23 protein-coding genes and 1 tRNA gene are annotated in these 24070 nt (G+C 70.8%); 12 read left to right on the top strand and 12 right to left on the bottom strand.

The genetic code is table 11. From position 1 onward, the window contains the following. The first annotated feature begins 105 nt into the window (after positions 1-105). From D2K64_RS02690 to D2K64_RS02660, 7 genes are all read left to right on the top strand, one after another. Complete coding sequence (locus D2K64_RS02690) at positions 106-1101, top strand: tripartite tricarboxylate transporter substrate binding protein (protein ID WP_238383964.1); 996 nt, start codon at positions 106-108, stop codon at positions 1099-1101. Positions 1102-1118: 17 nt separating this feature from the next. Then, positions 1119-2096, top strand: coding sequence for a Bug family tripartite tricarboxylate transporter substrate binding protein (locus D2K64_RS02685; protein ID WP_120006795.1), 978 nt, complete (start codon positions 1119-1121; stop codon positions 2094-2096). Beyond that, complete coding sequence (locus D2K64_RS02680) at positions 2097-2561, top strand: (2Fe-2S)-binding protein (RefSeq protein ID WP_120006365.1); 465 nt, start codon at positions 2097-2099, stop codon at positions 2559-2561. Continuing rightward, the gene (locus D2K64_RS02675) at positions 2558-4696 is read left to right on the top strand and encodes a molybdopterin cofactor-binding domain-containing protein (protein ID WP_202910437.1); all 2139 of its coding nucleotides are present in this window, start codon (positions 2558-2560) and stop codon (positions 4694-4696) included. Before D2K64_RS02680 ends, D2K64_RS02675 begins: the two co-directional genes overlap by 4 nt. 4 nt (positions 4697-4700) lie before the next feature. After that, the gene (locus D2K64_RS02670) at positions 4701-5693 is read left to right on the top strand and encodes a substrate-binding domain-containing protein (RefSeq protein ID WP_120006363.1); all 993 of its coding nucleotides are present in this window, start codon (positions 4701-4703) and stop codon (positions 5691-5693) included. 445 nt (positions 5694-6138) lie between these two features. Beyond that, the gene (locus D2K64_RS02665) at positions 6139-6393 is read left to right on the top strand and encodes a hypothetical protein (protein WP_120006361.1); all 255 of its coding nucleotides are present in this window, start codon (positions 6139-6141) and stop codon (positions 6391-6393) included. A 175-nt stretch (positions 6394-6568) separates the two neighbouring features. Beyond that, positions 6569-7573 carry an NAD(P)-dependent oxidoreductase gene (locus D2K64_RS02660; RefSeq protein ID WP_120006359.1) on the top strand — a complete coding sequence of 335 codons (1005 nt, stop codon included), beginning with the start codon at positions 6569-6571 and terminating at the stop codon, positions 7571-7573. 170 nt (positions 7574-7743) lie between these two features. On the opposite strand, the gene D2K64_RS02655 is transcribed toward D2K64_RS02660, so the two are convergent. From D2K64_RS02655 to D2K64_RS02630, 6 genes are read right to left on the bottom strand one after another with little or no spacing between them, the layout of a single operon-like run. Then, positions 7744-8730, bottom strand: coding sequence for a tripartite tricarboxylate transporter substrate binding protein (locus tag D2K64_RS02655; RefSeq protein WP_120006357.1), 987 nt, complete (start codon positions 8728-8730; stop codon positions 7744-7746). Between the two features lie 47 nt (positions 8731-8777). Beyond that, positions 8778-9932: an acyl-CoA dehydrogenase family protein gene (locus D2K64_RS02650; protein ID WP_120006355.1), complete on the bottom strand. Its 1155-nt coding sequence runs from the start codon at positions 9930-9932 to the stop codon at positions 8778-8780. A gap of 12 nt (positions 9933-9944) precedes the next feature. Further along, on the bottom strand, positions 9945-11135 hold the full coding sequence (locus D2K64_RS02645; RefSeq protein ID WP_120006353.1) for an acyl-CoA dehydrogenase family protein: 1191 nt from the start codon (positions 11133-11135) through the stop codon (positions 9945-9947). Positions 11136-11167: 32 nt separating this feature from the next. After that, complete coding sequence (locus D2K64_RS02640) at positions 11168-12346, bottom strand: acetyl-CoA C-acyltransferase (protein ID WP_120006351.1); 1179 nt, start codon at positions 12344-12346, stop codon at positions 11168-11170. Then, entirely contained in the window at positions 12343-14013 is a 1671-nt protein-coding gene (locus D2K64_RS02635; RefSeq protein WP_120006349.1) for an AMP-binding protein, read from the bottom strand. The genes D2K64_RS02640 and D2K64_RS02635 overlap by 4 nt, the downstream gene beginning before the upstream one ends. Then, a complete protein-coding gene (locus tag D2K64_RS02630) occupies positions 14010-15617 on the bottom strand; it encodes a 3-hydroxyacyl-CoA dehydrogenase (RefSeq protein WP_370764234.1) in 1608 nt (535 codons plus the stop codon). The genes D2K64_RS02635 and D2K64_RS02630 overlap by 4 nt, the downstream gene beginning before the upstream one ends. Positions 15618-16131: 514 nt before the next feature. Between D2K64_RS02630 and D2K64_RS02625 the strand changes: the two genes are divergently transcribed. Next, positions 16132-16749, top strand: a complete 618-nt coding sequence (locus D2K64_RS02625; protein WP_120006345.1) for a ribonuclease HII — start codon at positions 16132-16134, stop codon at positions 16747-16749. Positions 16750-16755: 6 nt separating this feature from the next. Here D2K64_RS02625 and D2K64_RS02620 read toward each other — a convergent pair whose 3' ends face one another. The 4 genes from D2K64_RS02620 to D2K64_RS02605 all read right to left on the bottom strand — a co-directional run bounded on the left by D2K64_RS02620 (position 16756) and on the right by D2K64_RS02605 (position 19949). Further along, on the bottom strand, positions 16756-18036 hold the full coding sequence (locus D2K64_RS02620) for a TRAP transporter large permease (RefSeq protein ID WP_120006343.1): 1281 nt from the start codon (positions 18034-18036) through the stop codon (positions 16756-16758). A 28-nt stretch (positions 18037-18064) separates the two neighbouring features. Continuing rightward, the gene (locus tag D2K64_RS02615) at positions 18065-18625 is read right to left on the bottom strand and encodes a TRAP transporter small permease (protein ID WP_120006341.1); all 561 of its coding nucleotides are present in this window, start codon (positions 18623-18625) and stop codon (positions 18065-18067) included. After that, a complete protein-coding gene (dctP, locus tag D2K64_RS02610; protein ID WP_120006339.1) occupies positions 18625-19629 on the bottom strand; it encodes a TRAP transporter substrate-binding protein DctP in 1005 nt (334 codons plus the stop codon). The genes D2K64_RS02615 and dctP overlap by 1 nt, the downstream gene beginning before the upstream one ends. A gap of 245 nt (positions 19630-19874) precedes the next feature. After that, a tRNA-Val gene (locus D2K64_RS02605) sits at positions 19875-19949 on the bottom strand. Positions 19950-20083: 134 nt separating this feature from the next. Here D2K64_RS02605 and D2K64_RS02600 point away from each other — a divergent pair. Next, positions 20084-20959 carry an N-formylglutamate amidohydrolase gene (locus tag D2K64_RS02600; protein WP_120006337.1) on the top strand — a complete coding sequence of 292 codons (876 nt, stop codon included), beginning with the start codon at positions 20084-20086 and terminating at the stop codon, positions 20957-20959. A gap of 320 nt (positions 20960-21279) precedes the next feature. Here D2K64_RS02600 and D2K64_RS02595 read toward each other — a convergent pair whose 3' ends face one another. Next, positions 21280-21810, bottom strand: coding sequence for a carboxymuconolactone decarboxylase family protein (locus D2K64_RS02595; RefSeq protein WP_120006335.1), 531 nt, complete (start codon positions 21808-21810; stop codon positions 21280-21282). A 187-nt stretch (positions 21811-21997) separates the two neighbouring features. Next, a complete protein-coding gene (locus tag D2K64_RS02590) occupies positions 21998-22570 on the bottom strand; it encodes a peroxiredoxin (RefSeq protein WP_120006333.1) in 573 nt (190 codons plus the stop codon). 140 nt (positions 22571-22710) lie between these two features. On the opposite strand from D2K64_RS02590, the gene D2K64_RS02585 reads away from it, so the two are divergent. From D2K64_RS02585 to ykgO, 3 genes are read left to right on the top strand one after another with little or no spacing between them, the layout of a single operon-like run. Then, on the top strand, positions 22711-23658 hold the full coding sequence (locus D2K64_RS02585; protein WP_120006331.1) for a hydrogen peroxide-inducible genes activator: 948 nt from the start codon (positions 22711-22713) through the stop codon (positions 23656-23658). Then, positions 23655-23852 (top strand): hypothetical protein, encoded by a 198-nt coding sequence (locus D2K64_RS02580; RefSeq protein ID WP_120006329.1) that lies wholly within the window; start codon positions 23655-23657, stop codon positions 23850-23852. The genes D2K64_RS02585 and D2K64_RS02580 overlap by 4 nt, the downstream gene beginning before the upstream one ends. Positions 23853-23878: 26 nt before the next feature. After that, positions 23879-24004 carry a type B 50S ribosomal protein L36 gene (ykgO, locus tag D2K64_RS02575; RefSeq protein WP_007003646.1) on the top strand — a complete coding sequence of 42 codons (126 nt, stop codon included), beginning with the start codon at positions 23879-23881 and terminating at the stop codon, positions 24002-24004. Positions 24005-24070: the final 66 nt, after the last annotated feature.

Below are 24070 nucleotides of genomic sequence, written 5' to 3'. Positions count from 1 at the left end.
ACGTCACACAGGGAGCGGAACGGAGGCGCGGCGAGCAGATCGCACCCCGCACCGCGGAAAGTCCAGAAAGGTCGGGCGGACCAATCGCCCGCGGGAGGATGTTAAGTGCTGCCTCGTCGAGGGCTGGTCGCGGCGCTGGGCGCCACGGGGATGCTGCCGTTCGCGGCCCATGCGCAGGACAACAAGGCACAGGAGCGCTGGCCGAGCCGCGCGGCGCAGATGATCGTCGCCTTCCCACCGGGCGGACAGGCAGATGTCGCCGCCCGCCCGACGGCGGCGGCGCTGGAGCGGGTGTTCGGACAGGCGGTGCCGGTGGTCAACCGGCCCGGCGCGGGCGGCATCCTGGGCAGCGCCAGCGTCGCCCGCGCGGCGCCCGACGGCTACACCGCGCTGATGGCCCTGTCCTCGCTCGGCGTGCTGCCGGAAAGCGAGCGCATCATGGGCCGCGCGCCGGCCTACACGGTGGACCAGTTGGCGCCGGTCGCGCGGATCACCGCCGACCCCACCGTGCTGGTGGTGCCGACCGGTGCCCCGTGGCGCACGCTGGAGGAGTTCATCGCCGATGCGAAGCGGCGGCCGGGCGCCATCACCTTCGGCTCTGCCGGCAATTATTCCACCTTGCACGTGGCCATGGCGATGCTGACCGGCTCGGCTGGAATCGACCTGCTGCACGTGCCATTTCAGGGCGGTGGCCCGGCGCTGACCGGGCTGCTGTCCGGCACGCTGGATTCGCTCGCCTCCGGTCCCGGCCCGGCGCTGCCGCATGTGCGGGAAGGCCGGCTGCGGGCGCTGGGCTGCTGGGGGCGGGAGCGCATTCCCGGCTTCGAGACGGTGCCCACCTTCATCGAGCAGGGGCACCCGGATGTGGAGTTCTACATCTGGTCGGGGGTGTTCCTGCCGGCGGCGACCCCCGCTGCCATCCAGGAGCGCTGGCGAGAGGCGTTGCGGCAAGTCTGCGCCGGGGACGAGGCGCTGAGGCGCGCGCTCGACGCCGCCGGCAGCCCCGTCGCCTACCAAGATGGCGAGGAATTCCAACGGTTCTTCCGCGACGACACGGCCCGTCTGGTGCGGGCCGTGCAGCGGATCGGCAAGGTCGATTAACGGAGGCGATGCAGCCCATGAGCCCGGTGATCACGCGGCGCGGCCTCGGCCTGCTGGCCGCCGCCACCCTTCCCCTTCCGGCCCTGGCGCAGGAGGCGACCTGGCCGTCGCGCCCGGTGCGCATCATCGTGCCGTTCGGCGCCGGCGGTTCCGCCGACCTGGCGGCGCGCAACCTGGCGGAAGCCTTCTCGCAGGATCTCGGCCAGCCCTTCGTGGTGGAGAACCGGCCCGGCGCCGGCGCCTCGATCGGCACCGAGGCGGCGGCCAAGTCCGCACCGGACGGCCATACCCTGCTGATGATGTCCAACACCCACACGGCGAATGAGACGCTGCTGCCGAACCGGCCCTACGTGCTGATGCGGGACCTGGCCGCCGCGGCGCCGGTCAACATCGCGCACCACGTGCTGGCGGTGCATCCCTCGCTCGGCGTCAACAGCGTCGCGGAGCTGGTGGCGGCGGCCAAGGCGGCGCCGGGGCGCATCAACTACGCCTCGTCGGGCCCCGGCACCCCCTACCACATCGCCGGCGAGGTGTTCCGTGCCATGGCCGGCATCGAGATCCAGCACGTGCCGTTCCGCTCCTCCGGCGAGGCGCGCACGGCGCTGATCTCCGGCACGGTGCCGATGATGTTCGATGCGATCCCGACCATGCAGCCGCACGTCGCCGGCGACCGGGCCCGCGCGCTGGCCACCACCGGACCGCGGCGCGATCCCCTGCTGCCGGAACTGCCCACCGTCGCCGAGGCGGGACTCGAGGGCTACGAGGCGTCGATCTGGCTCGGGCTGATGGTGCCGGCCCGAACGCCGGCGACGGTGGTGGAGCGGCTGAATCGGGCCACCACCGAGTGGTTGTCCCGCCCCGCGACGCGGGACAACTTGGCGAAGCAGGGGGCGCAACCGATGCCGATGACACCTGCCGAGTTCGAGGCGTTTCTGCGGCGGGACATCGAGACGCAGCGCCGCTACGTCCAGATGGCGCGCATCGAGGTGAACTGAATGGCGGTGGCCTTCACCCTGAACGGCGCGCCGGTTGCGCTGGAGGCGCCGGAGGGCATGACCCTGCTGCAGGCCCTGCGCGGGCCGCTGGCGCTGAGCGGCCCGCGGTTCGGCTGCGGCGCCGAAGCCTGCGGCTGCTGCATGGTGACTCTGGATGGCGATCCCCGCCCGTCCTGCACCCTGCCGCTGGACGCGGCGCAAGGGCGTGACGTGGGCACGGTGGAGGGCCTGGGCACGCCGGAGGCGCCGCATCCCCTGCAGCAAGCCTTCCTGGACGAGCAGGCCGGGCAGTGCGGCTGGTGCCTTTCCGGCATCCTGGTCAGCGCCGAGGCGCTGCTGCGCCGCGAGCCCGACCCGGACGAGGCGGCGGTGCGCGCCGCGCTGGAGCCGCATCTGTGCCGCTGCGGCGCACAGAACCGCATGCTGCGCGCCGTGCTGCGGGCGGCGCGGGCGATGCGGGCGTGAACCTGGCCTTTCATGCCGGCGCCGCGGGCAATGCGCCCGCGCTGCCCGGCAGCCTGCGGGCCGAGCCGCTCCTGTCGCGCTGGCTGCGCTTCTCCGCCGAGGGCCATGTGACGGTGATGCCGGGCAAGGTGGAGATCGGCCAGGGCATCCTGACGGCGCTGGCCCAGATCGCCGCCGACGAGCTGGATGTCGCGCCCGGCCGGGTCCGGGTGGCGGCCGCCTCCACCCCGGGCAGCCCGAATGAGGGCGTCACCTCCGGCAGCCTGTCGGTGCAGGAAAGCGGCATCGCGATCCGGCACGCCTGCGCCGAGGCCCGTGCCCTGCATCTCGCCGCCGCCGCCGGCCGTGCCGGGCTGCGGCCGGAGCAATTCGTGGTGCAGGATGGCCGCTTCCTCGGCCCCGGCGGCATTGAGATCGGCTCCTACTGGGCCCAGGCAGAGGCGGTGCCGCTGGAGATGGAAGCGCGCGGCGACGTGGCGCCGAAGCCCAGGGCCGGCCGGCAGGTGGCAGGCCGATCCGCGCCACGCCTCGACCTGCCCGACAAGCTGTTCGGCCGCGCCCGCTTTCTGCACGACCTCCGCTGGCCGGGCCTGCTGCACGCCCGCGCGGTGCGCCCGCCGGGGCGCGATGCCACCTTGCTGGAACTGCCAGGTGCCGCCCTGCCGGGCGATGCCGTGCCGGTGCGCCACGGCAACTTCCTGTGCGTGGTGGCCGCCGACGAATGGGCGGCCGAGGCCGCCGCCGCGCTGCTGGCCCGCCGCATCCGCTGGGCAGTGCGGGACAGCCTGCCGGAGGGGACCGATCTCCGCGGCTGGCTCGACGCCGCCCCGGCCGAGGCGAGCGTGGTGGCCGAGCGGCAGGAGCCCGCGGCGCCGGCCGCCCACCAGCTATCCGCCTGCTTCACCCGCCCTTTCCTGACGCACGCCTCGATCGGAACGTGCTGCGCCGTGGCGCTGTGGCAGGAGGAGGCGCTGGAGGTCTGGACCCACAGCCAGGGCATCTACAACCTTCGCGCCGACCTCGCGCTGACCCTGGGCCTGTCGCCGGAGCGGATCGTGCTGCATCACGTCGAGGGGGCCGGCTGCTACGGCCACAACGGTGCCGACGACGTGGCGCTGGATGCGGCGCTCGCCGCTCGCGCCCATCCCGGCCGCCCGGTGCGTGTCGTGTGGAGCCGGGCCGAGGAGCTGGGCTGGGGGCCGCTCTCCCCCGCCGGGCTGATCCGCATCGACGCGGCGGTGGATGCCGATGGTAGGCTGTGCCGCTGGGATGCGGAACTGCGTGGCAACGGCCATTCCTCCCGCCCGGGCCGCGCCGCGCATCCGACGCTGCTCGCCGCCGCGCATCTGGACCCGCCCTTTCCGCTGCCGGTGGCTATCGATGCGCCGCTGGCAGGGGGCGGCGGCGCGCAGCGCAATGCGGTGCCGGGCTACGCGGTGCCGGCCCTGCGCGTCACCCTGCACCGGCTGCGCGAGATGCCGCTCCGCAGCTCGGCCTTGCGCGGGCTGGGTGCCCTGCTGAACGTGTTCGCCATCGAGTCCGTCATGGAGGAGCTGGCGGCGGCGAGCGGCCAGGATGCGGTGGATTTCCGGCTGCGCCACTTGGCGCACGATGCGCGGGCGCAGGCGGTGCTGCGGGAGGCGGCGGCGCTGTGCGGCTGGCCGCGGCGTCCGGCCGGCGACGGCACCGGCACCGGCATCGCCGTGGCGCGCTACAAGAACAGCGGCGCCTGGTGCGCCGTTGCCGCCGAGGTCGAGGCCGCCGAGGTGGTGCGCTGCCGCCGGCTGTGGATCGCCGCCGATCTGGGCGAGGTCATCAATCCCGATGGCGCGGCCAACCAGCTGGAAGGCGGCGCCATCCAGGCCACCTCCATCGCCCTGAAGGAAGCCGTGCGCTTCGATCGCCAGGGCGTCACCAGCGACAGCTGGGAAGCCTATCCGGTGCTGCGCTTCTCCGAGGTGCCGGCGGTTGAGCTGCGGCTGCTGCCGCGGCCGGACGAGCCGCCGCTCGGTGCCGGGGAAGCCTCGCTCGGCCCGACCATCGCGGCCATCGCCGGCGGCATCCACGCAGCGCTCGGCCTCCGGCCGCGCCAGCTGCCGTTCACGCCCGACACCCTCGCCGCTGCCATGGAGTAGGCGCTTGCCCGAACCTCTTCGCCTGTCGCTCGCCTGCACCCTGTCCGACCGCACCCGGCCGATCCTGGATGGCCGCGTCGCCATTCCCGGCGTCAGCCTGATGGCGCTGCCCGGTGAGCCGGAGGACATCTTCCGCCGCGCGCTGCGCGACCGCGCCTTCGACATCACCGAATTGTCGATGGGCAGCCACATCGTCACTACGGCGCGCGGCGACGCGCCTTATGTCGGCGTTCCGGTGTTTCCGTCGCGCGCCTTCCGCCATTCCGCGATCTATGTCCGCGCCGATCGCGGCATCCGGGGCGCGGCCGACCTGGCCGGGCGGCGCATCGGCCTGCCGGAATACCAGCAAACGGCGGCGCTCTGGGTGCGCGGCATTCTGCGCGAGCATTACGGCGTTGACACCGCTGGCATCGCCTGGCGGACCGGCGGCATGGAGGAGCCCGGCAGTGGCGAGCGCGTGGCGCTGTCCCTGCCGCCGGGCCTCGATGTGCAGCCCATCGGTGCGGGGGAAACGCTGAACGGCCTGCTGGCCGAGGGCGCGCTGGACGCCGTGGTCAGCCCGCGCCCGCCTTCCTGCTTCGCGGCAGGGGCGGCGCCGGTGCAGCGCCTCTACCCCGATTACCGGTCGGAGGAGGAGGCGTATTTCCGGGCCACCGGCTTCTTTCCGATCATGCACTGCATCGCCCTGCGCAAGGAACTGGCCGCGGCGCATCCCTGGCTGCCGCTGGAACTGTTCCGCGCCTTCGCCGCGGCCCGCCGGCTGGCGCTGGAGGAGCTGCGCCTCGTCAACGTGCTGCGCGCCTCGTTGCCCTGGATCGCCGCCGAGGCGGAAGCGCAGACCCGCATCATGGGCGGCGATCCCTGGCCCTATGGCTTCCGCCGCAATCGGGAGGAGGTGGCCGCCATGATCCGCTTCGCCGTGGCGGACGGCCTGGCGGCGCCGGCGATCACCCCCGAGGACCTGTTCCATTCCAGCGTGCTGGATGCCGCCGCCTGAAGCCTTGGGCGGCGGCGGGGCACACCGGTTCCTGCCGCTTGCCCGCGCCGACCGCCGTGGCGCTCCGGCCTTCTGTGCGTCGAAGCCTGCGGGGCGGAGCCCCTGGCCCGCGGCGCCTCGCTGGCCGGTTGGCCGCTTCGTCCGCCGATGGGAGGATGGCAGTGCCGTGGCCGGACTTGGGTTGGAGGATCTGCTCGCGATTCCCTGCCGTTGCTCAATCCATCCTCAAACCTATCCACCGCTCTGTCCCCATGATCTGGGGATAAGTCGCTCCTCCGGCTGCGTTCACGGGATGTTCCCCGGACATCGGAGTTTGGCAGCGCCTGTTGCACCGGCTGCGCCGTCCGGATCATCCCCGCGATCCCCAGCAATCCCCGCTTTGCCCGGATGGCACCGGCCGATCCGGCGGGACACAGTGACCCCGCGACCAGGAAAGGGTGCGGCGATGGCTGTTGAACGGGGTATCAGGATCACGCTGTCCGGCGAAGACGAGGCGGCGGTGGAAATGGCGGCGGACGAGCTCAAGCACCGGCTCGGCGCCCGCTTCGCGGTGACGCGGCGGCGGCGAGAGGGTGGCCGGCTCCGGCTGGTCGGGGCGATGCTCACCGGATCGGCCGCGCATGTGGATGCGGCGGCGAGCGACCTGCTGGACCGGCTTTACGCCGGACGCGCGGCGGGGGAGCATGTCGGCGCGTCCTGAACCCTGAACCGCACGGTGCCGTTTCACCGGCGGGAAGTGGCTGCCGGCACCCCGGCGGGGCGCCGGGGCATGGCAGCAGACGATCCGGCTGCCATCCGCAGGAACCGGCGTTGCGCGGGCGGACCCCAGCGTGCCCGGGCCGGATCGATGTTCGTTTTCGCGGAGGTGCGAGCCCATGAAGGTTTTCCTGTCCCACACGGAGGCCACCTTTCCCGCCTATTTCGGCGATCGGGCGCTGTCGGCGCTGCGGCAGCACGCCGAAGTGGTGCGCAACCGCACCGGGCGCGACCTTCGCGACGCGGAACTGGCCGAGGCGGCAGCCGGATGCCACGCCATCATCGCCTATCGCGGCAGCCCGGGAAGCGCCGCCACCTTCGACGCGGCCCCGGAGCTGGTGGCCTTTCTGCGCTGCGCGGTGGACATCAGCACGGTGGATGTGCCGGCCGCTTCGGCCCGAGGCATCCTGGTCACCCGCGCCACGCCCGGCTTCGTCAATTCGGTCGCGGAGCTGGGCCTCGGCATGATTTTGGATCTGGCCCGTGGCGTCACCCGCATGGCGTCGCTTTACCACCGCGGCGAGGTTCCGGCCGCCGGTCCCGGGATCGAGGTGTCCTCGGCCCGTCTCGGCCTGATTGGCTATGGCCGGATCGCGCAGCGGCTGACCGGGCTGGCCCGCGCCCTCGGGATGGGTGTCGTGGCGTATGATCCGCACCAGCCGCCTTCCGACGGCGTGGCGGAGGCCGTCGGCTTCACGACCGCCCTGGACGCCGACTTCGTGGTCTGCCTGGCTGCGTCGACGCCCGAAACGGCCGGGCTGTTCGATGCGCGCGCCTTCGCCGCGATGCGACGCGGCAGCTTCTTCATCAACCTCGCGCGGGGCGAGGTGGTGGATGAGAGTGCCCTGGAAGCCGCCCTGGATTCCGGCCAGCTGGGCGGTGCGGCCATGGATGTGGGCACCGCGCCGGACCAGATGCCGTCCCCGCGCCTCGCCCGCCGTCCGGATGTGATCGCCACGCCGCATATCGGCGGGCTGACGCCGCAGGCGGCGGAGCATCAGGCCATGGACACGGTGCGGCAGGTGGCGGCGCTGGCGCAGGGGCATCTGCCGGATGGCGCCGTCAACGCGGCGCAGGCGCACCGTCTGGCGCGCCTCGGCGTCACGCCGCCAACGAATGGGTGACACCGCCGGCCGGCGGCGCGCCGTGTCCTTTGACACGGCGTTCGCCGGAGCCCTGAGCCGCCCCGCGCTGCTTCCCGCCCGGCGACGGTGAAGCACGCCACGCCGGACTGGCGCCCGGGATGGCTGCTCCGGGTGTTGGCCCCGGAAGGCGGCGCCGGAACGCCGGCGGCTCAGCCCATCTTGAGGCCGAGGCGCTGGATCATCTCGCCATCCTGCTTGTATTGCTGCCGGACTGCCGCGGCGTAATCCTCGCTGTTCAGGTAGGCGACGGACATGTCGTAGCGCTCCAGCACCGCGACATGCGCGGGGTCCAATAGCGCCTCATGGAAGGCGTCGTGCAGCACGCGCACCACCTCGGGCGCCATGCCGGCGGGTCCGGCCACGCCATAGGAGGATTCGGAGATGATGTTGATGCCGAGGTCCCGCAATGTCGGCACGTCCTGGAACCGCTTGGCGCGCTCCGCCCCCCAGGTGCAGAGCAGCCGCAGCCGCCCGTCGCGGACCAGTTCGGCCCAGGCGCTGGAATCCGCCGAAGCGCTGATCTGGCCGCCCAGCAGGGCCTGCATGTTCTCCGCGACGCCGCGGAACGGAACATGCGTCCATTCGATGCCGCGCGGCTTGGAGATCTGTTCCATAGTGATGTGCAGCGACGTGCCGGCCCCGGGCGTGCCGTAGCTCACCCGGCCTGGATTGGCCTTTGCGTAAGCCAGGAACTCGTCGAAGCTGCGCCACGGGGCATCGGCCTTGACCACGACCCCGAACAGGTAGCCGGTCAGCTGCAGCAGCCAGGTGAAGTCGGCCATCGGGTTGAAGGGCGGCTTCTCGACCATTTGCGGATAGCGGAACACCGAGACCGGCATCTGCGCCAGGGTGTAGCCGTCCGGGCGGGTGCCGCTCGCCAGGGCCTGGGCGCCCAGGATGCCGCCGGCACCGGATTTGTTTTCCACCACCACCGGCTGCCGCAGCCGCCGCGACGCCGCCTCGCAAAGGGCACGCATCTGCACGTCGGTGGAGCCGCCGGGCGCCCAGGGAACGAGCATGCGCAGCGGCTTGCTAGGGAACGGGTCCTGCGCCAGGGCGGGCCGCGCCAGGGCCGCCGCGGCAAGCCCCCCACCGAGGCCGAGCAGCCCGCGCCGCGACTGGGTCATTGCTGTCATCACTGGTTCCTCCCTGTTGCCGCCCCGGTGTTCCGGGTGCGGTTGCGTCACTCGGCTTCCACCAGGCTGTCCGCCTCGCTGACCGCGTTGAGGTGGTGGTCGGTGTCGCCGAAGGTCTTCTCGATCATGGCCAGCCGCTTGAAGGCGTGGCCGGCCTTGTATTCGAAGGTCATGGCGATGCCGCCCTGCAGCTGCACCGCTTCCTGCCCGACCTTGCGGGCAGACTGGTTGATCTGCACCTTGGCGGCCGAGAGCGCCGGGCGGCGCAGCGCCGGGTCGGGCTCTTCCGCCATCATCGCGGCGTAGAGCGCCATGGAGCGCGCCTGCTCCACCGCCACCAGCATGTCCGCCGCGCGGTGCTGCAGGGCCTGGAAGGAGCCGATCGGCACGCCGAATTGCTGGCGGGTCTTCAGGTAGTCCACGGTGCTGCGCTGCAGATCCTCCATCACCCCCACCGCCTCGGCGCAGAGCGCGGCCAGGGCGATGTCCACCACCTGCTCCAGCAGGGCGAGGCCGTGATCCACCTCCCCCAGGATGTCGGCGGCGGGGACGCGGACCTCCTCCAGCTGGATATCGGCGGCGCGAAGGCCGTCCTGCGTCGGCATGCCGCGGCGCGTCACGCCCGGGGCCGCCGCATCCAGCAGGAACAGGGTGATGCCATGCCGGTCGGCGCGGGCGCCGGCGGTGCGGGTGCTGACCACCAGCCGCCCGGCGCTGTCGCCGTGCAGCACCGCCACCTTGCGGCCGTTCAGCACGAAGGCATCGCCCTCCCGCCGCGCCGTGGTGACAACATCGTTCAGGCAGTAGCGCGAATGCGGCTCAAGCTGCGCCAGGGCCAGCGTGAGAGTGCCATCGGCGATTTGCGGCATCAGCTCGGCGCGCATCGCCGCGGTGCCGCCGCAGCGCAGGAAGCCGCCGCCCAGCACCACGGTGTCGAGATAGGGCTCCACCACGAGGCCGCGGCCGATCGCCTCCATCACCAGCATAGTTTCCACCGGCCCGCCGCCGATGCCGCCCTCCTCCTCCGGGAAGGGAAGCGCCAGCAATCCCAGCTCGGCGAAGTTGCTCCAGAGTTCGTGGCTGTAACCGCCGGGGCCGGATTGGTGCCGCTTGCGCTTCTCGAAGTCGCCATAGGCATCCGCGATCAGGCGGTCGACGCTGTCCTTGAGCAGGCGCTGCTCGTCCGTGAGGTCGAAATCCATGGAAGCTGCTCCTCAGAGACCGAGAAAGGCCTTGGCGATGATGTTGCGCTGGATCTCGTTGGAGCCGCCATAGATCGAGACCTTGCGGGCGTTGAAGTAGAGCGGGGCGATGGCGTCCAGCCCGTCGCCGTCCGGCTCGTTGCGGCCTTCCTCATGCTCCGGCGCCGGCTGCGCGTAGGGCCCCGCGATGTCGAGCAGCAACTCCGTGGTGGCCTGCTGCAGCTCGGAGCCCTTGATCTTCAGGATGGAGGAAGCCGGGTCCGGCTTGTCGGCGTCGCGCTGGCGCTGCGCCGCGACCACGCGCATCTGGGTGATCTCCAGCGCCTTCAGTTCCACCTCGATGGCGGCGACGCGGCGGCGCAGGTCGGGATCGGCCCACAGGCTGCGGCCATTTGCCTCGGTGTCGCGGGCCAGCCGCTTGGCGCGGGCGATGCGCTGCTTCGACATGCCGATGCGGGCGATGCCGGTGCGCTCGTTGGCCAGAAGGAACTTGGCGTAATCCCAGCCCTTGTTCTCCTCGCCCACCAGGTTCTCCGCCGGCACCTCGACCTCGTCGAAGAACACCTCGTTCACCTCATGCGAGCCGTCGATGGTGAGAACCGGGCGCACGGTGATGCCGGGCGACTTCATGTCGATCAGCAGAAAGGAGATGCCGCGCTGCTTCTTGGCCTCGCGGTCGGTGCGGACCAGGCAGAAGATCCAGTCGGCATGCTGGCCGAGCGTGGTCCAGGCCTTCTGACCGGACACCACGTACTTGCCGTCGCGCTTCTCGGCGCGCGTCTTCAACGAGGCGAGGTCCGAGCCGGCGCCGGGCTCGGAGAAGCCCTGACACCACCAGATGTCGAGGCTGGCGGTGGCCGGCAGAAAGCGGCGCTTCTGCTCCTCCGAGCCGAAGGCGGCGATCACCGGGCCGACCATGAAGACGTTGAACTGCAGCGGCAGCGGCACCGCCGCGCGTTGCAGCTCCTCGGTGAAGATGTAGCGCTGAACCGGAGACCAGTCCTTGCCGCCCCATGCCACCGGCCAATTCGGCGTCGCCAGCCCGTGCGCATGCAGAATGCGCTGCGAGGTGACGATATCCTCCTTCGACAGGTGGCGACCTTCCGCCACCTTGCGGCGGATCTCGGCCGGGATCTCGCTGCGGAAGAAACGGCGGAGCTCGTCGCGGAACGCGATCTCCTCCGGCGTGAAGCGCAGGTCCATGGGTGTTGCTCCCGTTCAGGCCAGTTTCAGGATCAGACCAGTTCGATCAGGCCGGCGGCGCCCTGCCCGCCGGCCACGCACATCGTCACCACGGCGAACCGCGCTTTCCGCCGCCGCCCTTCCAGAAGCGCATGCCCGACCAGCCGCGCGCCGCTCATGCCGAACGGATGACCGATCGAGATCGCGCCGCCATTGACGTTCACCCGATCCGGATCGAGGCGGAGCCGGTTCCGGCAGTACAGCGCCTGCGAGGCGAAAGCCTCGTTCAGCTCCCACAGGTCGATGTCGTCGACGTCCAGCCCGTGCCGCTGCAGCAGGCGCGGCACCGCGAATACCGGGGCGATGCCCATCTCCTCCGGCTCGCAACCCGCCGTGGCATAGCCGCGAAACACGCCGACCGGCGTCAGGCCGCGCCGCGCGGCTTCCTCCGCCGACATCACCACGCTGGCGCTGGCACCATCGGAAAGCTGGCTGGCATTGCCGGCGGTGATGAACCGTCCTTCGCGCACAGGCTTCAGCTTCGCCAGTCCCTCGGCCGAGCTGTCCGGCCGATTGCCCTCGTCCCGCGCCAAGGTGACCGCTTCCTCGCTCGTCTCGCCGGTCACCTTGTCGGCGAGGGTGCGGGTGGTGCTGATCGGCACGATCTCCTGGTCGAACAGCCGGGCCTGCTGTGCCGCGGCGGTGCGCCGCTGGCTTTCCAGCGCGAAGCCGTCCTGCGCCTCGCGCGAGATGCCGTAGCGCTCCGCCACCAGATCGGCCGTGTCGATCATGGCGTCGTAGATCGACGGCCTGCGCGCCTCCAGCCAGGAATTCCGGTAGCGCGCCCGGTTGACGTGCGGCTGCACCAGGCTGATCGATTCCACGCCACCCGCCACGGCGATGGGCACGCGATCGACGATGACGCGCTTCGCCGCCGCCGCGATCGCTTCCAGCCCGGAGGCGCAGAACCGGCTGACCGTCTGCGCCGCCGAGGAGACCGGCAGACCGGCCCGCAGCGCCGCATGGCGCGCGACATTGCCCCCGGTCGCGCCCTCGGGGTAGCCGCAGCCCAGGATCACCTCCTCGACCTCGGCCGGGTCGACGCCGCTCCTCGCCAGCGCGGCGGCGATGACGTGGCCGGCGAGGTCGGCGCCATGGGTGTTGTTCAGGCTGCCGCGATGGGCGCGGCCGATCGGTGTCCGCGCGGTGGAGACGATGACGGCGTCGGTCATGCGTTGGAAACCTTCATGGAGGCGGCGCGCGCGGCCTCCTCGGCCACGAGGGCGCTGGCCAGAAGCTTGCCGGCCGGGCTGCGCGGCAGCTCCGGGCGCAGCTCCAGCGCGGTCGGCATCTCGTGCCTGCCCAGGCGGTCGCGCAGGAATTCGCGGAGCGCGTCCAGCGTCAGCTCCGGCGCCCCGTCGCGGAGCGTGACGAAGGCCTTGGCGGACTGGCCGCGGTAATCATCGGGAATGCCGATCACGATCGCCTCGCGGATGTCGGGATGCTCGTAGAGCGCGGCCTCGATGGCGGCCGGGTACACGTTGAAGCCGCCAGAGATGATCATGTTCTTGCGGCGGTCCAGCAGGGAGAACAGCCCGTCCGGCTCCAGCCGGCCGAGATCGCCGGTCAGGAACCAGCCTTCATGAAAGGCGGCGGCAGTGTCGGCCGGCTTGTTCCAGTAGCCGCGGAACAGGTTCGGCCCGCGGATGGCGATCTCCCCCGCCTCGCCGGGAGGCAGCACGCGCCCGGGATCGTCCAGCGCCACGATGCGCATCTCGATGCCGGGCAGCGGCACGCCGATCAGCCCGGGCCGCAGCGTCGCCGACAGCGGCACGCGGGTGCCGGCGGGCGCCGTCTCGGTCATGCCCCAGCCGACCCGCAGGCGCTGGCCCATCAGCTGTTCCACCCGCTGGCCGATCTCGAAGGGCAGCGGCGCCCCGCCCGAGACGCAGGCGCGCAGCGAGGAGACATCGGCTTGGCGAGACGCCGGGTGGTTCAGCAGCGCGATCCACATGGTGGGCACGCCGGTAAACAGGGTCACACGGTGCTCAGCGATGTCGCGCAGCACCGCCTCGGCATCGAAGCGGGGCCGCAGCAGGATCTCGTTGCCGTCGGCCAGGTGCCGCAGCAGCACGGTGCTCAGCGCATAGATGTGGAACAACGGCAGCACGGCGAGCACGCGCTGCTCGCCCGGCACCATCCGTTCCCCATCATCCCAGCGCTGGTAGATGGCAACGGCGGCGGTGAGATTGCCATGGGTCAGCATGGCGCCCTTGGGCAGGCCGGTGGTGCCACCGGTGTATTGCAGCAGCGCCACGTCGTCCGGGGCGACATCGGGCCAGCGATCCACTGCAGGCGCCTCCGCCATTAGAGAGGACAGGCCCTGCATTCCGCCGGGCAGCGGGCCGGCCGCCGCGCTGTCCCAGCGCGCCTCCTCGCCCACCACCACCTGGGCTGCCGCACCGGTGGCCAGCAGCCATTCCGCCTGCGGCAGCAGGCCGGGCAGGTCGGTGGTGACCACCAGCCCGGCGCCGCTGTCCCGCAGCTTGTGCGCCAGCTCGCGCCGGGCATCCAGGGCGGACAGATGCACCACCCGGGCGCCGAGGCGCACCAGCGCAAAGAAGCAGATCGGGTGCCACGGCGTGTTCGGCAGGTACAGCGCGACGGCCTGGCCCTGCACCACGCCGAGCCGGCGAAGCGCGGCGGCCGCCCTGTCGACCAGCTCGCCCAGCATGGCGTAGGACAGGCGCACCCCGCGATATTGCAGCGCGGGACGCTGGCCGCCCTGGGCCACCAGCCGCTCGAACAAGGCCGGCAGGGTTCCCGTGGGGATCGGCACATCCCAGCGGCAGGTCGATGGGTAGGCCGCTTCCCAGGGATGCGGGTCGCGCAAGGTCACGCCGCGGCCTCCGACAGGCTGCTGAAGCCCTGACCCTCCCGCGCCAGCCGCGACAGCGCCGCGGAGGGGTGCAGCGATGCATCGCCCGAGTGCGCGGCATGCTGTTCCAGGCGCTGCGCGATCCGCGCGGCGCCGAGCTGCTCGCCGTGAAACATCGGCCCGCCGCGCCAGGCCGGCCAGTTATAGCCGTGCAGCCACACCACATCGATGTCGCCGGGACGCGCGGCGATGCCTTCCTCCAGGATGCGGGCCCCTTCGTCGATCATCGGAAAGATCAGGCGCTCGGTGATCTCGTCCGCATCGATGGAGCGGCGGGCGATGCCGAGCCGTGCCGAGGCGGCCTCGATCAGGGCCTGCACCGCCGGATCCGGCGCGCCCTGCCGGCCGCCGCCGCCGTAATCATAATAGCCCTTGCCGGTCTTCTGCCCGAGCCGCCCGGCCTCGCACAGCGCGTCGGCCACGGGCGCGGTCTTGCCGGTGGCCTTGCGGATGCGCCAGCCGATGTCGAGCCCCGCCAGGTCGGCCATGGCGAAGGGACCCATGCGGAAGCCGAAGGCGACCAGCGCCGCGTCCACCGCCTGCGGCGAGGCGCCTTCCAGCAGCAGCCGTTCGGCCTGGGCGGTGCGCCGGGCCAGCATGCGGTTGCCGACGAAGCCGTGGCAGACGCCCACCACAACCGGCACCTTGCCAAGCCGGCGGCCCAGTTCGATCGCGGTGGCCAGGGTTCCCGGCGCGGTGCCGGCGCCGCGCACCACCTCCAGCAGCTTCATCACATTGGCCGGCGAGAAGAAGTGCATGCCGAGCACCGCCTCCGGCCGCCGCGTGGCACCCGCGATGGCGTCGACGTCGAGATAGGAGGTGTTGGTGGCGAGCACCGCGCCCGGCTTGGCAATGGAGTCGAGCGTGCCGAAGATCTGCTGTTTCAGCGCCAGATCCTCGAACACCGCCTCCACCACCAGATCGGCTCCGGCCGCGTGCTCCAGGCCGATGCGGCCCTCGATGCGGCCGAGGCGGCGGTTCCGTACCTCGGCGGCGAGGCTGCCGCGCTGCACGGAGGTGGCGTAATTGCCGGCGATGCGCTGCAGGCCGCGCTCCAGCGCCTGCTGCTCCGTCTCGATCAGGGTCACCGGGATGCCCGCATTGGCGAAGCACATGGCGATGCCGCCCCCCATGGTGCCGGCGCCGATCACGGCGGCCCGCGCCACCTCGCGGCCCCGCGTGCCTTTGGGCAGGCCCGGCACATGCGCCACGGCGCGCTCGGCGAAGAACACGTGACGGAGCGCCTTGGAGCGGTCATCCTTCACCAGCACCAGGAACCGGTCGCGCTCGGCCCGCACGGCGGCGTCGAAGGGCAGCTCGAAGGCCGCGCGGATGCTGTCGGCGCAGGCCGCCGCCGCCGGGTTTTCGGGCACGCGCTGCAGGGCCCGCGCCGCCGCGGCCTCGAAGGCTTCGCGCGGGCCGAGACGGTCGCCGCGGTCGCCATCCCGCTGCAGCAACATCGCGGCGAAGATGCCGGCGAGGAGAAAGAAGGCGGGCATGCGGAATGTATGGCTGAGCTGCGATGCCCAGCTCAGCAGAACCGACTTCTCGTCAGATTCTATCATCCAGCCATGAATCACGGAAAACGGAAGTGCCGCATGAAACGGAACGCCCAGCAGCATCAGAAAGGCCCGCAGATTGTCCAGGTAATGCTGCCGATTTCCTAAAAGCTTCATTGGTGTGGACTGGGCCGTCATTTTGATTCGTCCATGCATTGGCATCTGGTGATTTTCTCGACCGGCAGCGACATCCTGCGCAAGCCGAGGCGGTGCTTTGTCACGCGAACGTCAGCCGCACCGGCAACCTGGGGTCATCACAGGAGCGGGAGGCATGCCGTGACGCATCGGGCGGTTCGGGACGGCCAGCCGCGGGCCCGCGGAACGCCAGCCGACCCGGCTTCCGCACATCGTCCGACTCCCGGTGATCCTGGCCTTGTTGCCGGCCGGGCTGCGAAACCCCTGGCCGCCCCGCCGCTGTGGCGCCGGAGGGCGTGCAAACCGGTTGACGCGGCCCTTGCGGCGCACCGCCGCGCAGGCCTATGGCGCATCGGGATCGGACGGCCCTGGTATCGGAGCGGGAATGCCGGATTACGCGCTGGAGCGCCAAGCGGGCGGCCTCGTCGCCGGGGTGGACGAGGCGGGGCGCGGGCCCCTGGCCGGGCCGGTCATGGCCGCCGCCGTGCTGTTCCATGCCGAGCCGCCGAATACCCTGGCCGCCCTGCTGGATGACAGCAAGAAGCTGGATGCGGCGAAGCGGCAGGCCGCCTTCGCCGTGCTGATGGCCGCCGCCCGGGCGGGGGTGCTGGATTACGCGATCGGCGCCGCCAGCACCGCCGAGATCGGCCGGTTGAACATCCTGCGCGCCACGCACCTGGCGATGGGCCGCGCCGTCACCCGGCTGCGCACCGCGCCGGAAGTGGTGCTGGTGGACGGCAACATGCCGCCGCCGCTATCCTGCGCCGTGCGCTGCGTGGTGGGCGGCGACGGGCTGAGCCTGTCGATCGCCGCCGCCTCGATCCTGGCGAAGGTGACGCGGGACCGCGCCATGGCGCGGCTGGACGGCCGCTGGCCGGGCTACGGCTTCGCCCGGCATGCCGGCTATGCCACGGCGATGCACCGCGCCGCGCTGCAGAAGCTGGGGCCTTGCCCGCACCACCGGCGCGGCTTCGCCCCGGTGGACCAGCTGGCGCTGCTTTGAGCGTTCCTATATCCCGTAGCCAGCCAAGCGTGGCAGCCACAGGGCGATGCCGGGAAAGGCGATGATCAGCGCAGTGCCTAGGGCCAGCATCAGCATGTAGGGAATGATGGAGCGGTTGACCTCAGCCAGGGGTGCGCCGGTGATCGCCTTGATCACCACCAGGTTCATCGCCACCGGCGGCGAGATCAGCGCCATTTCCAGGCTGAGGGTCAGCAGGACGCCGTACCACACCTTGTCGATGCCGAACTGCGCCAGCACCGGCAGCACCGCCGGCATGGTCAGCAGGATGATGGAAAAGCTTTCCAGCACCAGCCCGAGCAGAAACAGCAGCACCATCATGGCGATGATGAAGCCGGTGCGGGACAGGCCCCAATCCGTCACCAGCGCCGTCAGCTCCTGCGGCACCTGCAGCTTGGTCAGCATGTAGCCGTAGATGGCGGCCGCGGCGATGATCATCAGCAGCATGGCGCTGGTGCGGGTGGCTTCCTGCACGCCGTCCAGCAGGTCGCGCCAGCCCAGCGTCCTGTAGATCAGCGCGGCGATCAGGATGGCGTAGAGCGTGCCGGTGCCGGCGGCCTCGGTGGCGGTGAAGATGCCCATATAGATGCCGCCCAGCACGAATACCGGCAGCGACAGCGACCAGCCGGCGCGCCGGAGCGCGATGGCAGGGTTCTCCGGGGGCGGCGCATCCTCCGGGGCCACCGCATGGCCCTCGGTGATGAAGCAATAGGCGGCGAACATCAGCGCCATCATCACGCCCGGCACCAGCCCGGCCAGAAACAGTGCGCCGATGCTGGTTTCGGTGACATAGGCGTACAGCACCATCGGCGCGGAGGGCGGGATCAGGATGCCCAGCGTGCCGCCGCCCGCCACCACGCCGAAGGCACCGCGGCGCGACATGCCGTAGCGCAGCATCTGCGGGATGGCGATCTTGCCCACGGTCAGCGCGGTGGCGACCGAGGAGCCCGAGATCGCGGCGAAGATGGTGCAGGCCGCGACGGTGGCGATGCCGACACCGCCGCGCACGCCGCGCAGGGCGGCGAAGGCAGCGGCGTACAGGTCGTCCACCACCCGGCCGCGCACCATGACATGCGCCATCAGCATGAACAGCGGGATGGCCACCAGCAGGTAGCCGTCGATCTGCCCGAGCACCAGCTCGCCCAGCGCCGGCAGCCCACCCTCCACCCAGAGCAGCACGCCGAGCGGCAGAAGAAACAGCGCCGCGAACATCGGCAGGCCGAGGTAGAGCAGCACCAGCAGCGCCGCCAGCAACAGGAAGAAGGTCATCGATGGTCCGTGTTGTTCCGCCGGGGCTTCACTCGCCGCGGGCGAGGGTGTCGCGCGGCAGGTCCTCGGAACCGTCCGGCAGGTGTTCCGGCTCCTCGCCGAGCAACAGCGTGGCGGCCTGGGCCAGCGCCACCAGCATCAGCAGAAAGGCGCCGGCCGGCAGAAAGGCCTGGATCCACCAGACCGGCACGCCCTCCACCTCGGTCATGATGCCGATCATGCGGCTGAACGCCACCGTCTCCAGTCCCGATTGCAGCAGCAGATAGCCGACCAGGGCGACCGAGAGCGTGCCGAGCAGGGTGGCGCCGCGTCGTGCGACACCGCGCAGCCGCCCGGTCAGCACGTCGACACCGATATGCTCGAAGCGGCGCTGCGCCTCGGGGGCGGCCAGCAGCACGATGGCCACCACCAGCCAGCCGGCGCAGCGGTCCAGCACCGGCAGGGGGTTGCCAGCGAAGTAGCGTGCCCCTACCGAGACGCAGACCAGCAGCAGGCAGAGCAGCGTCGCCACCGAGGCCAGCACCGCGCCGAGGCCGGACAGCAACGCCACGGCGCGGGCGATGCCGCGCGTCGCCCCCGGCATCCGCATCAGAGCGCCTGCAGGGCGTCGAGCAGCCGCCGGCCATTCTCCGGCGCCTGGCGCAGAAAGGCGTCCACCACCGGCTTCTGCATCACCGCGGCCCAGGACGCGGCTTCCTCCGGCGTCTGCTGGTGCACCGTCATGCCCTTCTCGCGCAGTTCCGTCACCGCCTTGCCGGCAACCGCCTCGGTGAGCGGGAACTGCTCCTGCTCGGTGGCCTGGGCAGCCCTGGTCAGAACGGATTGCTGTTCGGGCTTCAGGCCAGACCACCAGCGCGGGTTCACATAGACATGGGTGAGGGCGCAGAAATACGGCGCGGCGGTACCGAACTTCTGGAACTCGTAGAAGCGGCGGGACACGCCGGCGGACAGGTCGGTCAGCCCGGCATCCAGCACGCCGGATTGCAGCGCCTGCGGCACGTCCGGCCCCGGCATCGCCGATGGCGCGGCGCCGGCGGCGGCGAGCCCGTGATCGGTCAGCGCGTTGAGGCCGCGGATCTTCAGGCCCTTGAAGTCCTCGATCTTGACGATCGGGCGGGCATTGCTGGTGAAGATCGCCTGCCGCGTGGTGTAGAGCCACATCAGGTTGCGCACCGCCCGCTTCTGCAGCAGCGCATCCAGCTGCGACGCGGCATCGGAGCCGGGAAACTTCCGGATCTTCGCCAAGTCGGTGAACAGGTAGGGGAGCGATACGGCGCTCATCTCCGGCAGGGTGTTGCCCCACTGGATGTTCACCGCCGCCGCCGCCTCGAAGGCGCCCCGTGCCACGCCGGGGAAGTTCTCGTTCGCCTTGGCCAGCTGCTCGGCCGGGAACACCTGGACGTTGATACCGCCCTGGCTGTCCGTCTTCACCCGCTCGGCGAAGCGGGCGATCGCCTGACCCATGTGGTGCGCCGGCGGATACTGGTGCGACAGCCGCATGGTGACCGCCTCCTGCGCTCGTCCGATGGCGGGCAGGGCCACGCCGGTGGCGAATCCGGTGGCGGTGGCCAGCAGCAGGTGGCGGCGGTGCATGATGCTTCTCCCTCGATCGCGGCGGGTCGCGTCGCAGCGGCCTCCCTTGCCGCGCGAGCCGCGCAGGGTCAACCGTTCCGGGATGTCGGGCCGGCAGCTGGGGCATGTTTATTTCAAAACACAGCCCTGCGAAGCAACGCGCCACGACCGCCAAGCATCTGCCAGGAGCGGGCTGGACAACGCGAAAAGGGCCGCCGCGCGGGGCAGCCGCCATCAATGCTGATCGAAACATGGGGAGGCCGGAATGGTGGGCGCGACAGGGATTGAACCTGTGACCTTCCCCGTGTCAGGGGGACGCTCTCCCGCTGAGCTACGCGCCCATCCGGTGTGGGCGGGCTCTGTATCGTGCCGGGGCCGCGGCGGCAAGGGGCGCGGCATCGGAGCCCGGCAAAAACTCTGGAACTGCGCCAGAATCGTGACAGCAGCCCCGGGCTGTGGCTTGATCCCGCGGAACATGGACTTGCCGATGCCCCGTCTCGCCGAGCTGCCGCAGCCCGGCCCGTTCCTGCTCAGCCGCCCCGCCTACCAGCGGGCGCCGCTGGTGTTCGCGTCGCCGCATTCCGGACGCGACTACCCGGCCGCCTTTCTGGCGGAGTCGCGGCTCGACGCGCTCTCGGTGCGCCGTTCCGAGGACAGCTTCGTGGACGAACTCTACGGCGCTGCGCCGAAGCTTGGCGCCCCGTTGCTGGCTGCGACCTTTCCGCGCGTCTACTGCGATGCCAACCGTGAGCCCTGGGAACTGGACCCGGCGATGTTCGACGGGCCGCTGCCGGCCTGGGTGAACAGCGCCAGCCCGCGGGTGGGCGCGGGACTCGGCACCATCGCCCGAGTGGTGGCCAGCGGCGAGCCGGTGTACCGCCGCCGCATTCCCTTCCGCGAGGCGGAAGAGCGGGTGCAGCGCTGCTGGCAGCCCTATCACGCGGCGCTGGGGGGGCTGATCGCGGAAACCAGGAACGAGTTCGGCTGCTGCCTGGTGGTCGATTGCCATTCCATGCCGGCGCATCCGGCGCAGCAGGGCCTGCCGGACATGGTGCTGGGCGACGCGCACGGCACCGCCTGCGCCCCCCGCGCCGTGCGCCGCGTGGAGGAACAATTCTGGTCGATGGGCTATCGGGTTCGGCGCAACGATCCCTATGCCGGCGGCTACGTCACCCGCCATTACGGCCGCCCGCGGGACGCGGTGCATGTGCTGCAGATCGAGATGGCGCGCTCCCTCTATATGAACGAAACCACCATCGAGCGGCTGCCGCAGATGAGCGTGCTGCAACGCGACATCACCAGCATGATCGCGGCCCTGATGGCCATGGATTGGGATTTCCTGCGCGGCTGAGCGCGGCGCCGGTGCAGCTCCCCCGCCGGCGGGAAGGCAAAAAAAAAGGCGATGCCGAAGCATCGCCGAGTTTAGGGAGGAAACGTCCAAGAAAGACAACAACACAGCGAACCGTGTTGCTGCGAGAAGGAAGATAGGGAGCAGGTCGTTCGTGTGCAAGTGTCTTTTTGCAACGCAACAGGCCATACGTATGCGTATGTTTCATGCGATCATGCGGCTCAAGCATGGCAGTGCCGGACGGTGAGCCGGAATCGAAAAAGCCCCGCCAGGGCGGGGCTTTCCGGCAGCGGGCGATCCGCCGAAGCAGCGGGGTGGCCAGTTCAGGCAGCCAGCGCATCCTCGCCGTCCAGGGTGGCGGCCACGGCATGGACCACGGCGGCGATCCGGACGGCGGCCTGCACCGCTTCCTTCGACAGCCCGCCATGCAGCACCACCTTCTCGTGGCTTTCCATGCACATGCCGCAGCCATTCACGGCGGACACGGCGAGCGACCAGAGCTCGAAATCGACCTTCTCGACGCCCGACTTGCCGATGATGTTCATGCGCAGCTTGGCGGGCAGGTTGCCGTAATCGCCGCCCACCAGGTGGACGAAGCGGTAATAGATGTTGTTCATGCCCATCACCGCCGCCGCCGCCTTGGCCGCCGTCAGCGCCTCCGGCGACAGCTTCGCGCCGAACTCGGCCACGAGCGCCTTGCTCACCTCCGCGTTGCGGCTGGCCAGCGCGCTGGCGACAAAGGTGCCGGCCAGTTGCTGCTCGGTCAGCACCGGCTCGGTCGACAGGCTGCCCAGGTTCAGCTTCAGGTCACGCGCATAGTCGGGCAGGCGGTTGCGCAGGGCTTCGAGTGACATGCGAAGGAAACCTCCGGTCTGGTTCAGGTCGAATGGGATGGGAGAGCGGCGCGGAACGGCGCGGTGGGCGCGATCAGGTTCCGTCAGCCGGCCGGAAGGGCGGGAAGGCGCCGGCCGGGTGGCCGGCGGTTCGGGAAGAACCGGCGGGCAAGGGTCCGCCGGTCGGTGCGCGCGGAAGCGCGGTGGCTCAGGCGGCCTTGAACAGCTCGTCCGGCTTCAACCCGGCATCGCCCTTGTTCCAGTTGCACGGGCACAGCTCGTCGGTCTGCAACGCGTCCAGGATGCGCAGCACTTCCTGCGGGTTGCGGCCGACATTCAGGCCGTTCACCGAGGCCCATTGAATGGTGCCGTCGGGGTCGACGATAAAGGTCGCGCGCAGCGCCACGCCCTCGTTCTTGTCGAGAATGCCCAGCGCCGAGGACAGCTCGCGCTTGGTGTCGGCGAGCATCGGGATGGCGAGGTTGCGGATGTCGTCGTTGTGGACGCGCCAGTTCAGGTGGACGAACTCGCTGTCGGTGGAGGCGCCGTACAGCACCGCGTCACGGTCGGCGAACTCGCCATTCAGCTTGGCGAAGGCGGCGATCTCGGTCGGGCAGATGAAGGTGAAGTCCTTCGGCCAGAAGAACACGACCTTCCACTTGCCGGCATCGCTGTCGTTGGAGATCTCGGTGAAGGACTTGCCCGGGCCTTCCAGGCCCTCGGGGCCACCCTTGACGGCGCTCAGCTTGAAAGCGGGGAACTTGTCACCAACCGTCAGCATGCGTGGAAATCCTTGATTGCTGTTTGCGTTTGCCCGGTGCAGACCTCACGAAGCCGACACCGCTGGGCACCGGGCTGTTATGAATGCTGCACTGCACATATACCAATGAATAGTTTTCGTACGAATGATCGCCCGCCTCGATGACCCCTCTGCCCAGCCCGCAGCAGCTCCGCTACCTGGTGGCCCTGGCGGATCTCGGCCATTTCGGCCGCGCCGCCGCATCTTGCGCCGTGACCCAATCCACCCTGTCCGCCGGCATCATTGCCCTGGAGCGGCAGCTGGGTGCCGCCATCCTGGAACGCGGCCCGTCCAAGCGGCCGGTCTTCACGCCGCTTGGCGTGGATCTGGTAAAGCGGGCGCGCGGCGCCTTGGCAGCGCTGACGGCGGTGGCGGAAACCGCGGCCGCAGCGCGTGACCCGCTGTCCGGCCCGCTGCGCTTCGGCATCATTCCCACCATCAGCCCGTTTCTGCTGCCGCGGCTCATGCCGGCGCTGCGAACGGCCTTTCCCCGGCTGCAGCTCTGGTTGCGCGAGGACCTGACGGAGCGTCTGGGGGACGATCTGGCCGCCGGGCGGCTCGACCTGCTGCTGCTGGCCCTGCCGGCGACGTTGCCCGAGGTGGAAACGCTGCGAATCGCCGATGACCCGTTCGTGGCCGCCCTGCCGCCGGACCATCACCTGGCCGGCGATGCCTCGGTGACGTTGGCCGCGCTGGGGGGCGAGCGGCTGCTGCTGCTGGAAGACGGGCATTGCCTGCGCGATCATGCCCTGGCCGCCTGTGGTCTGCCCGGCGCCGGAGGCGGCGACAGCTTCGCCGCCACTACGCTGCACACGCTGGTACAGATGGTGGCCGGCGGGCTGGGCGTCACGCTGCTGCCGCGGCTGGCGGTGGAAGGCGGCGTGTTGTCCAACACGCCGGTGCTGCTGAAGCCGCTGGCTGAGCCGCAGGGCCGCACGCTGGGCCTGGCCTGGCGGGCACGCTCGCCGCGTGTGGCGGATTTCCGCGGCATGGCGGAAACCATCGCCCAGGCGATCGAGGCGTCCGGCGCAACGCAACAAAGCCGGGCTGATGCCGTTCTTCCGGCATGACAGACCGCGATCCCGATCTTCTGCGCCTCCTGCTGCGTGTCGCGCTGCTCCGCCGCAACCGCCGCCAGGGTGCCGTGGGCCTGCTGGGCTGGCGCACCGACCTGTTTCGTGTGATGCAGGGCCTCCAGAACGGCGCCGCCTCAGGCCTGTCGGGGCGGCACGCCATGGTTGACTCCCGCACCGCCAGCCCGTAAACGCGCCCGCTCGAAGAGGGTTGGCCATGAAGATCCGCAACAGCCTGAAGAGCGCCAAGACGCGCGACAAGAACTGCGTGGTGGTGCGCCGCCGCGGCCGCTTGTACGTGCTGAACAAGAAGAACCCCCGCATGAAGGCCCGCCAGGGCTGATTGCGGCGGCCGCCCTGGTGCGGCCGCCACTGGTTCATCGAGTCGGAAAACGACGCCGGAGCCCTC

It is taken from the genome of Teichococcus vastitatis, assembly GCF_003604215.1.
Classification (GTDB): domain Bacteria; phylum Pseudomonadota; class Alphaproteobacteria; order Acetobacterales; family Acetobacteraceae; genus Pseudoroseomonas; species Pseudoroseomonas vastitatis.
This window is presented reverse-complemented; position numbering and strand designations above follow the sequence as displayed.

What these genes read in the sequence shown, in the direction of transcription:
- D2K64_RS02685 (WP_120006795.1), top strand. Translation starts at nt 1,119, where the DNA reads ATGAGCCCGGTGATCACGCGGCGCGGCCTCGGCCTGCTGGCCGCCGCC.
- D2K64_RS02680 (WP_120006365.1), top strand. Translation starts at nt 2,097, where the DNA reads ATGGCGGTGGCCTTCACCCTGAACGGCGCGCCGGTTGCGCTGGAGGCG.
- D2K64_RS02665 (WP_120006361.1), top strand. Translation starts at nt 6,139, where the DNA reads ATGGCTGTTGAACGGGGTATCAGGATCACGCTGTCCGGCGAAGACGAG.
- D2K64_RS02660 (WP_120006359.1), top strand. Translation starts at nt 6,569, where the DNA reads ATGAAGGTTTTCCTGTCCCACACGGAGGCCACCTTTCCCGCCTATTTC.
- D2K64_RS02655 (WP_120006357.1), bottom strand. Translation starts at nt 8,730, where the DNA reads ATGACAGCAATGACCCAGTCGCGGCGCGGGCTGCTCGGCCTCGGTGGG.
- D2K64_RS02650 (WP_120006355.1), bottom strand. Translation starts at nt 9,932, where the DNA reads ATGGATTTCGACCTCACGGACGAGCAGCGCCTGCTCAAGGACAGCGTC.
- D2K64_RS02645 (WP_120006353.1), bottom strand. Translation starts at nt 11,135, where the DNA reads ATGGACCTGCGCTTCACGCCGGAGGAGATCGCGTTCCGCGACGAGCTC.
- D2K64_RS02640 (WP_120006351.1), bottom strand. Translation starts at nt 12,346, where the DNA reads ATGACCGACGCCGTCATCGTCTCCACCGCGCGGACACCGATCGGCCGC.
- D2K64_RS02630 (WP_370764234.1), bottom strand. Translation starts at nt 15,617, where the DNA reads ATGATAGAATCTGACGAGAAGTCGGTTCTGCTGAGCTGGGCATCGCAG.
- D2K64_RS02625 (WP_120006345.1), top strand. Translation starts at nt 16,132, where the DNA reads ATGCCGGATTACGCGCTGGAGCGCCAAGCGGGCGGCCTCGTCGCCGGG.
- D2K64_RS02620 (WP_120006343.1), bottom strand. Translation starts at nt 18,036, where the DNA reads ATGACCTTCTTCCTGTTGCTGGCGGCGCTGCTGGTGCTGCTCTACCTC.
- D2K64_RS02615 (WP_120006341.1), bottom strand. Translation starts at nt 18,625, where the DNA reads ATGCGGATGCCGGGGGCGACGCGCGGCATCGCCCGCGCCGTGGCGTTG.
- dctP (WP_120006339.1), bottom strand. Translation starts at nt 19,629, where the DNA reads ATGCACCGCCGCCACCTGCTGCTGGCCACCGCCACCGGATTCGCCACC.
- D2K64_RS02600 (WP_120006337.1), top strand. Translation starts at nt 20,084, where the DNA reads ATGGACTTGCCGATGCCCCGTCTCGCCGAGCTGCCGCAGCCCGGCCCG.
- D2K64_RS02595 (WP_120006335.1), bottom strand. Translation starts at nt 21,810, where the DNA reads ATGTCACTCGAAGCCCTGCGCAACCGCCTGCCCGACTATGCGCGTGAC.
- D2K64_RS02590 (WP_120006333.1), bottom strand. Translation starts at nt 22,570, where the DNA reads ATGCTGACGGTTGGTGACAAGTTCCCCGCTTTCAAGCTGAGCGCCGTC.
- D2K64_RS02585 (WP_120006331.1), top strand. Translation starts at nt 22,711, where the DNA reads ATGACCCCTCTGCCCAGCCCGCAGCAGCTCCGCTACCTGGTGGCCCTG.
- D2K64_RS02580 (WP_120006329.1), top strand. Translation starts at nt 23,655, where the DNA reads ATGACAGACCGCGATCCCGATCTTCTGCGCCTCCTGCTGCGTGTCGCG.
- ykgO (WP_007003646.1), top strand. Translation starts at nt 23,879, where the DNA reads ATGAAGATCCGCAACAGCCTGAAGAGCGCCAAGACGCGCGACAAGAAC.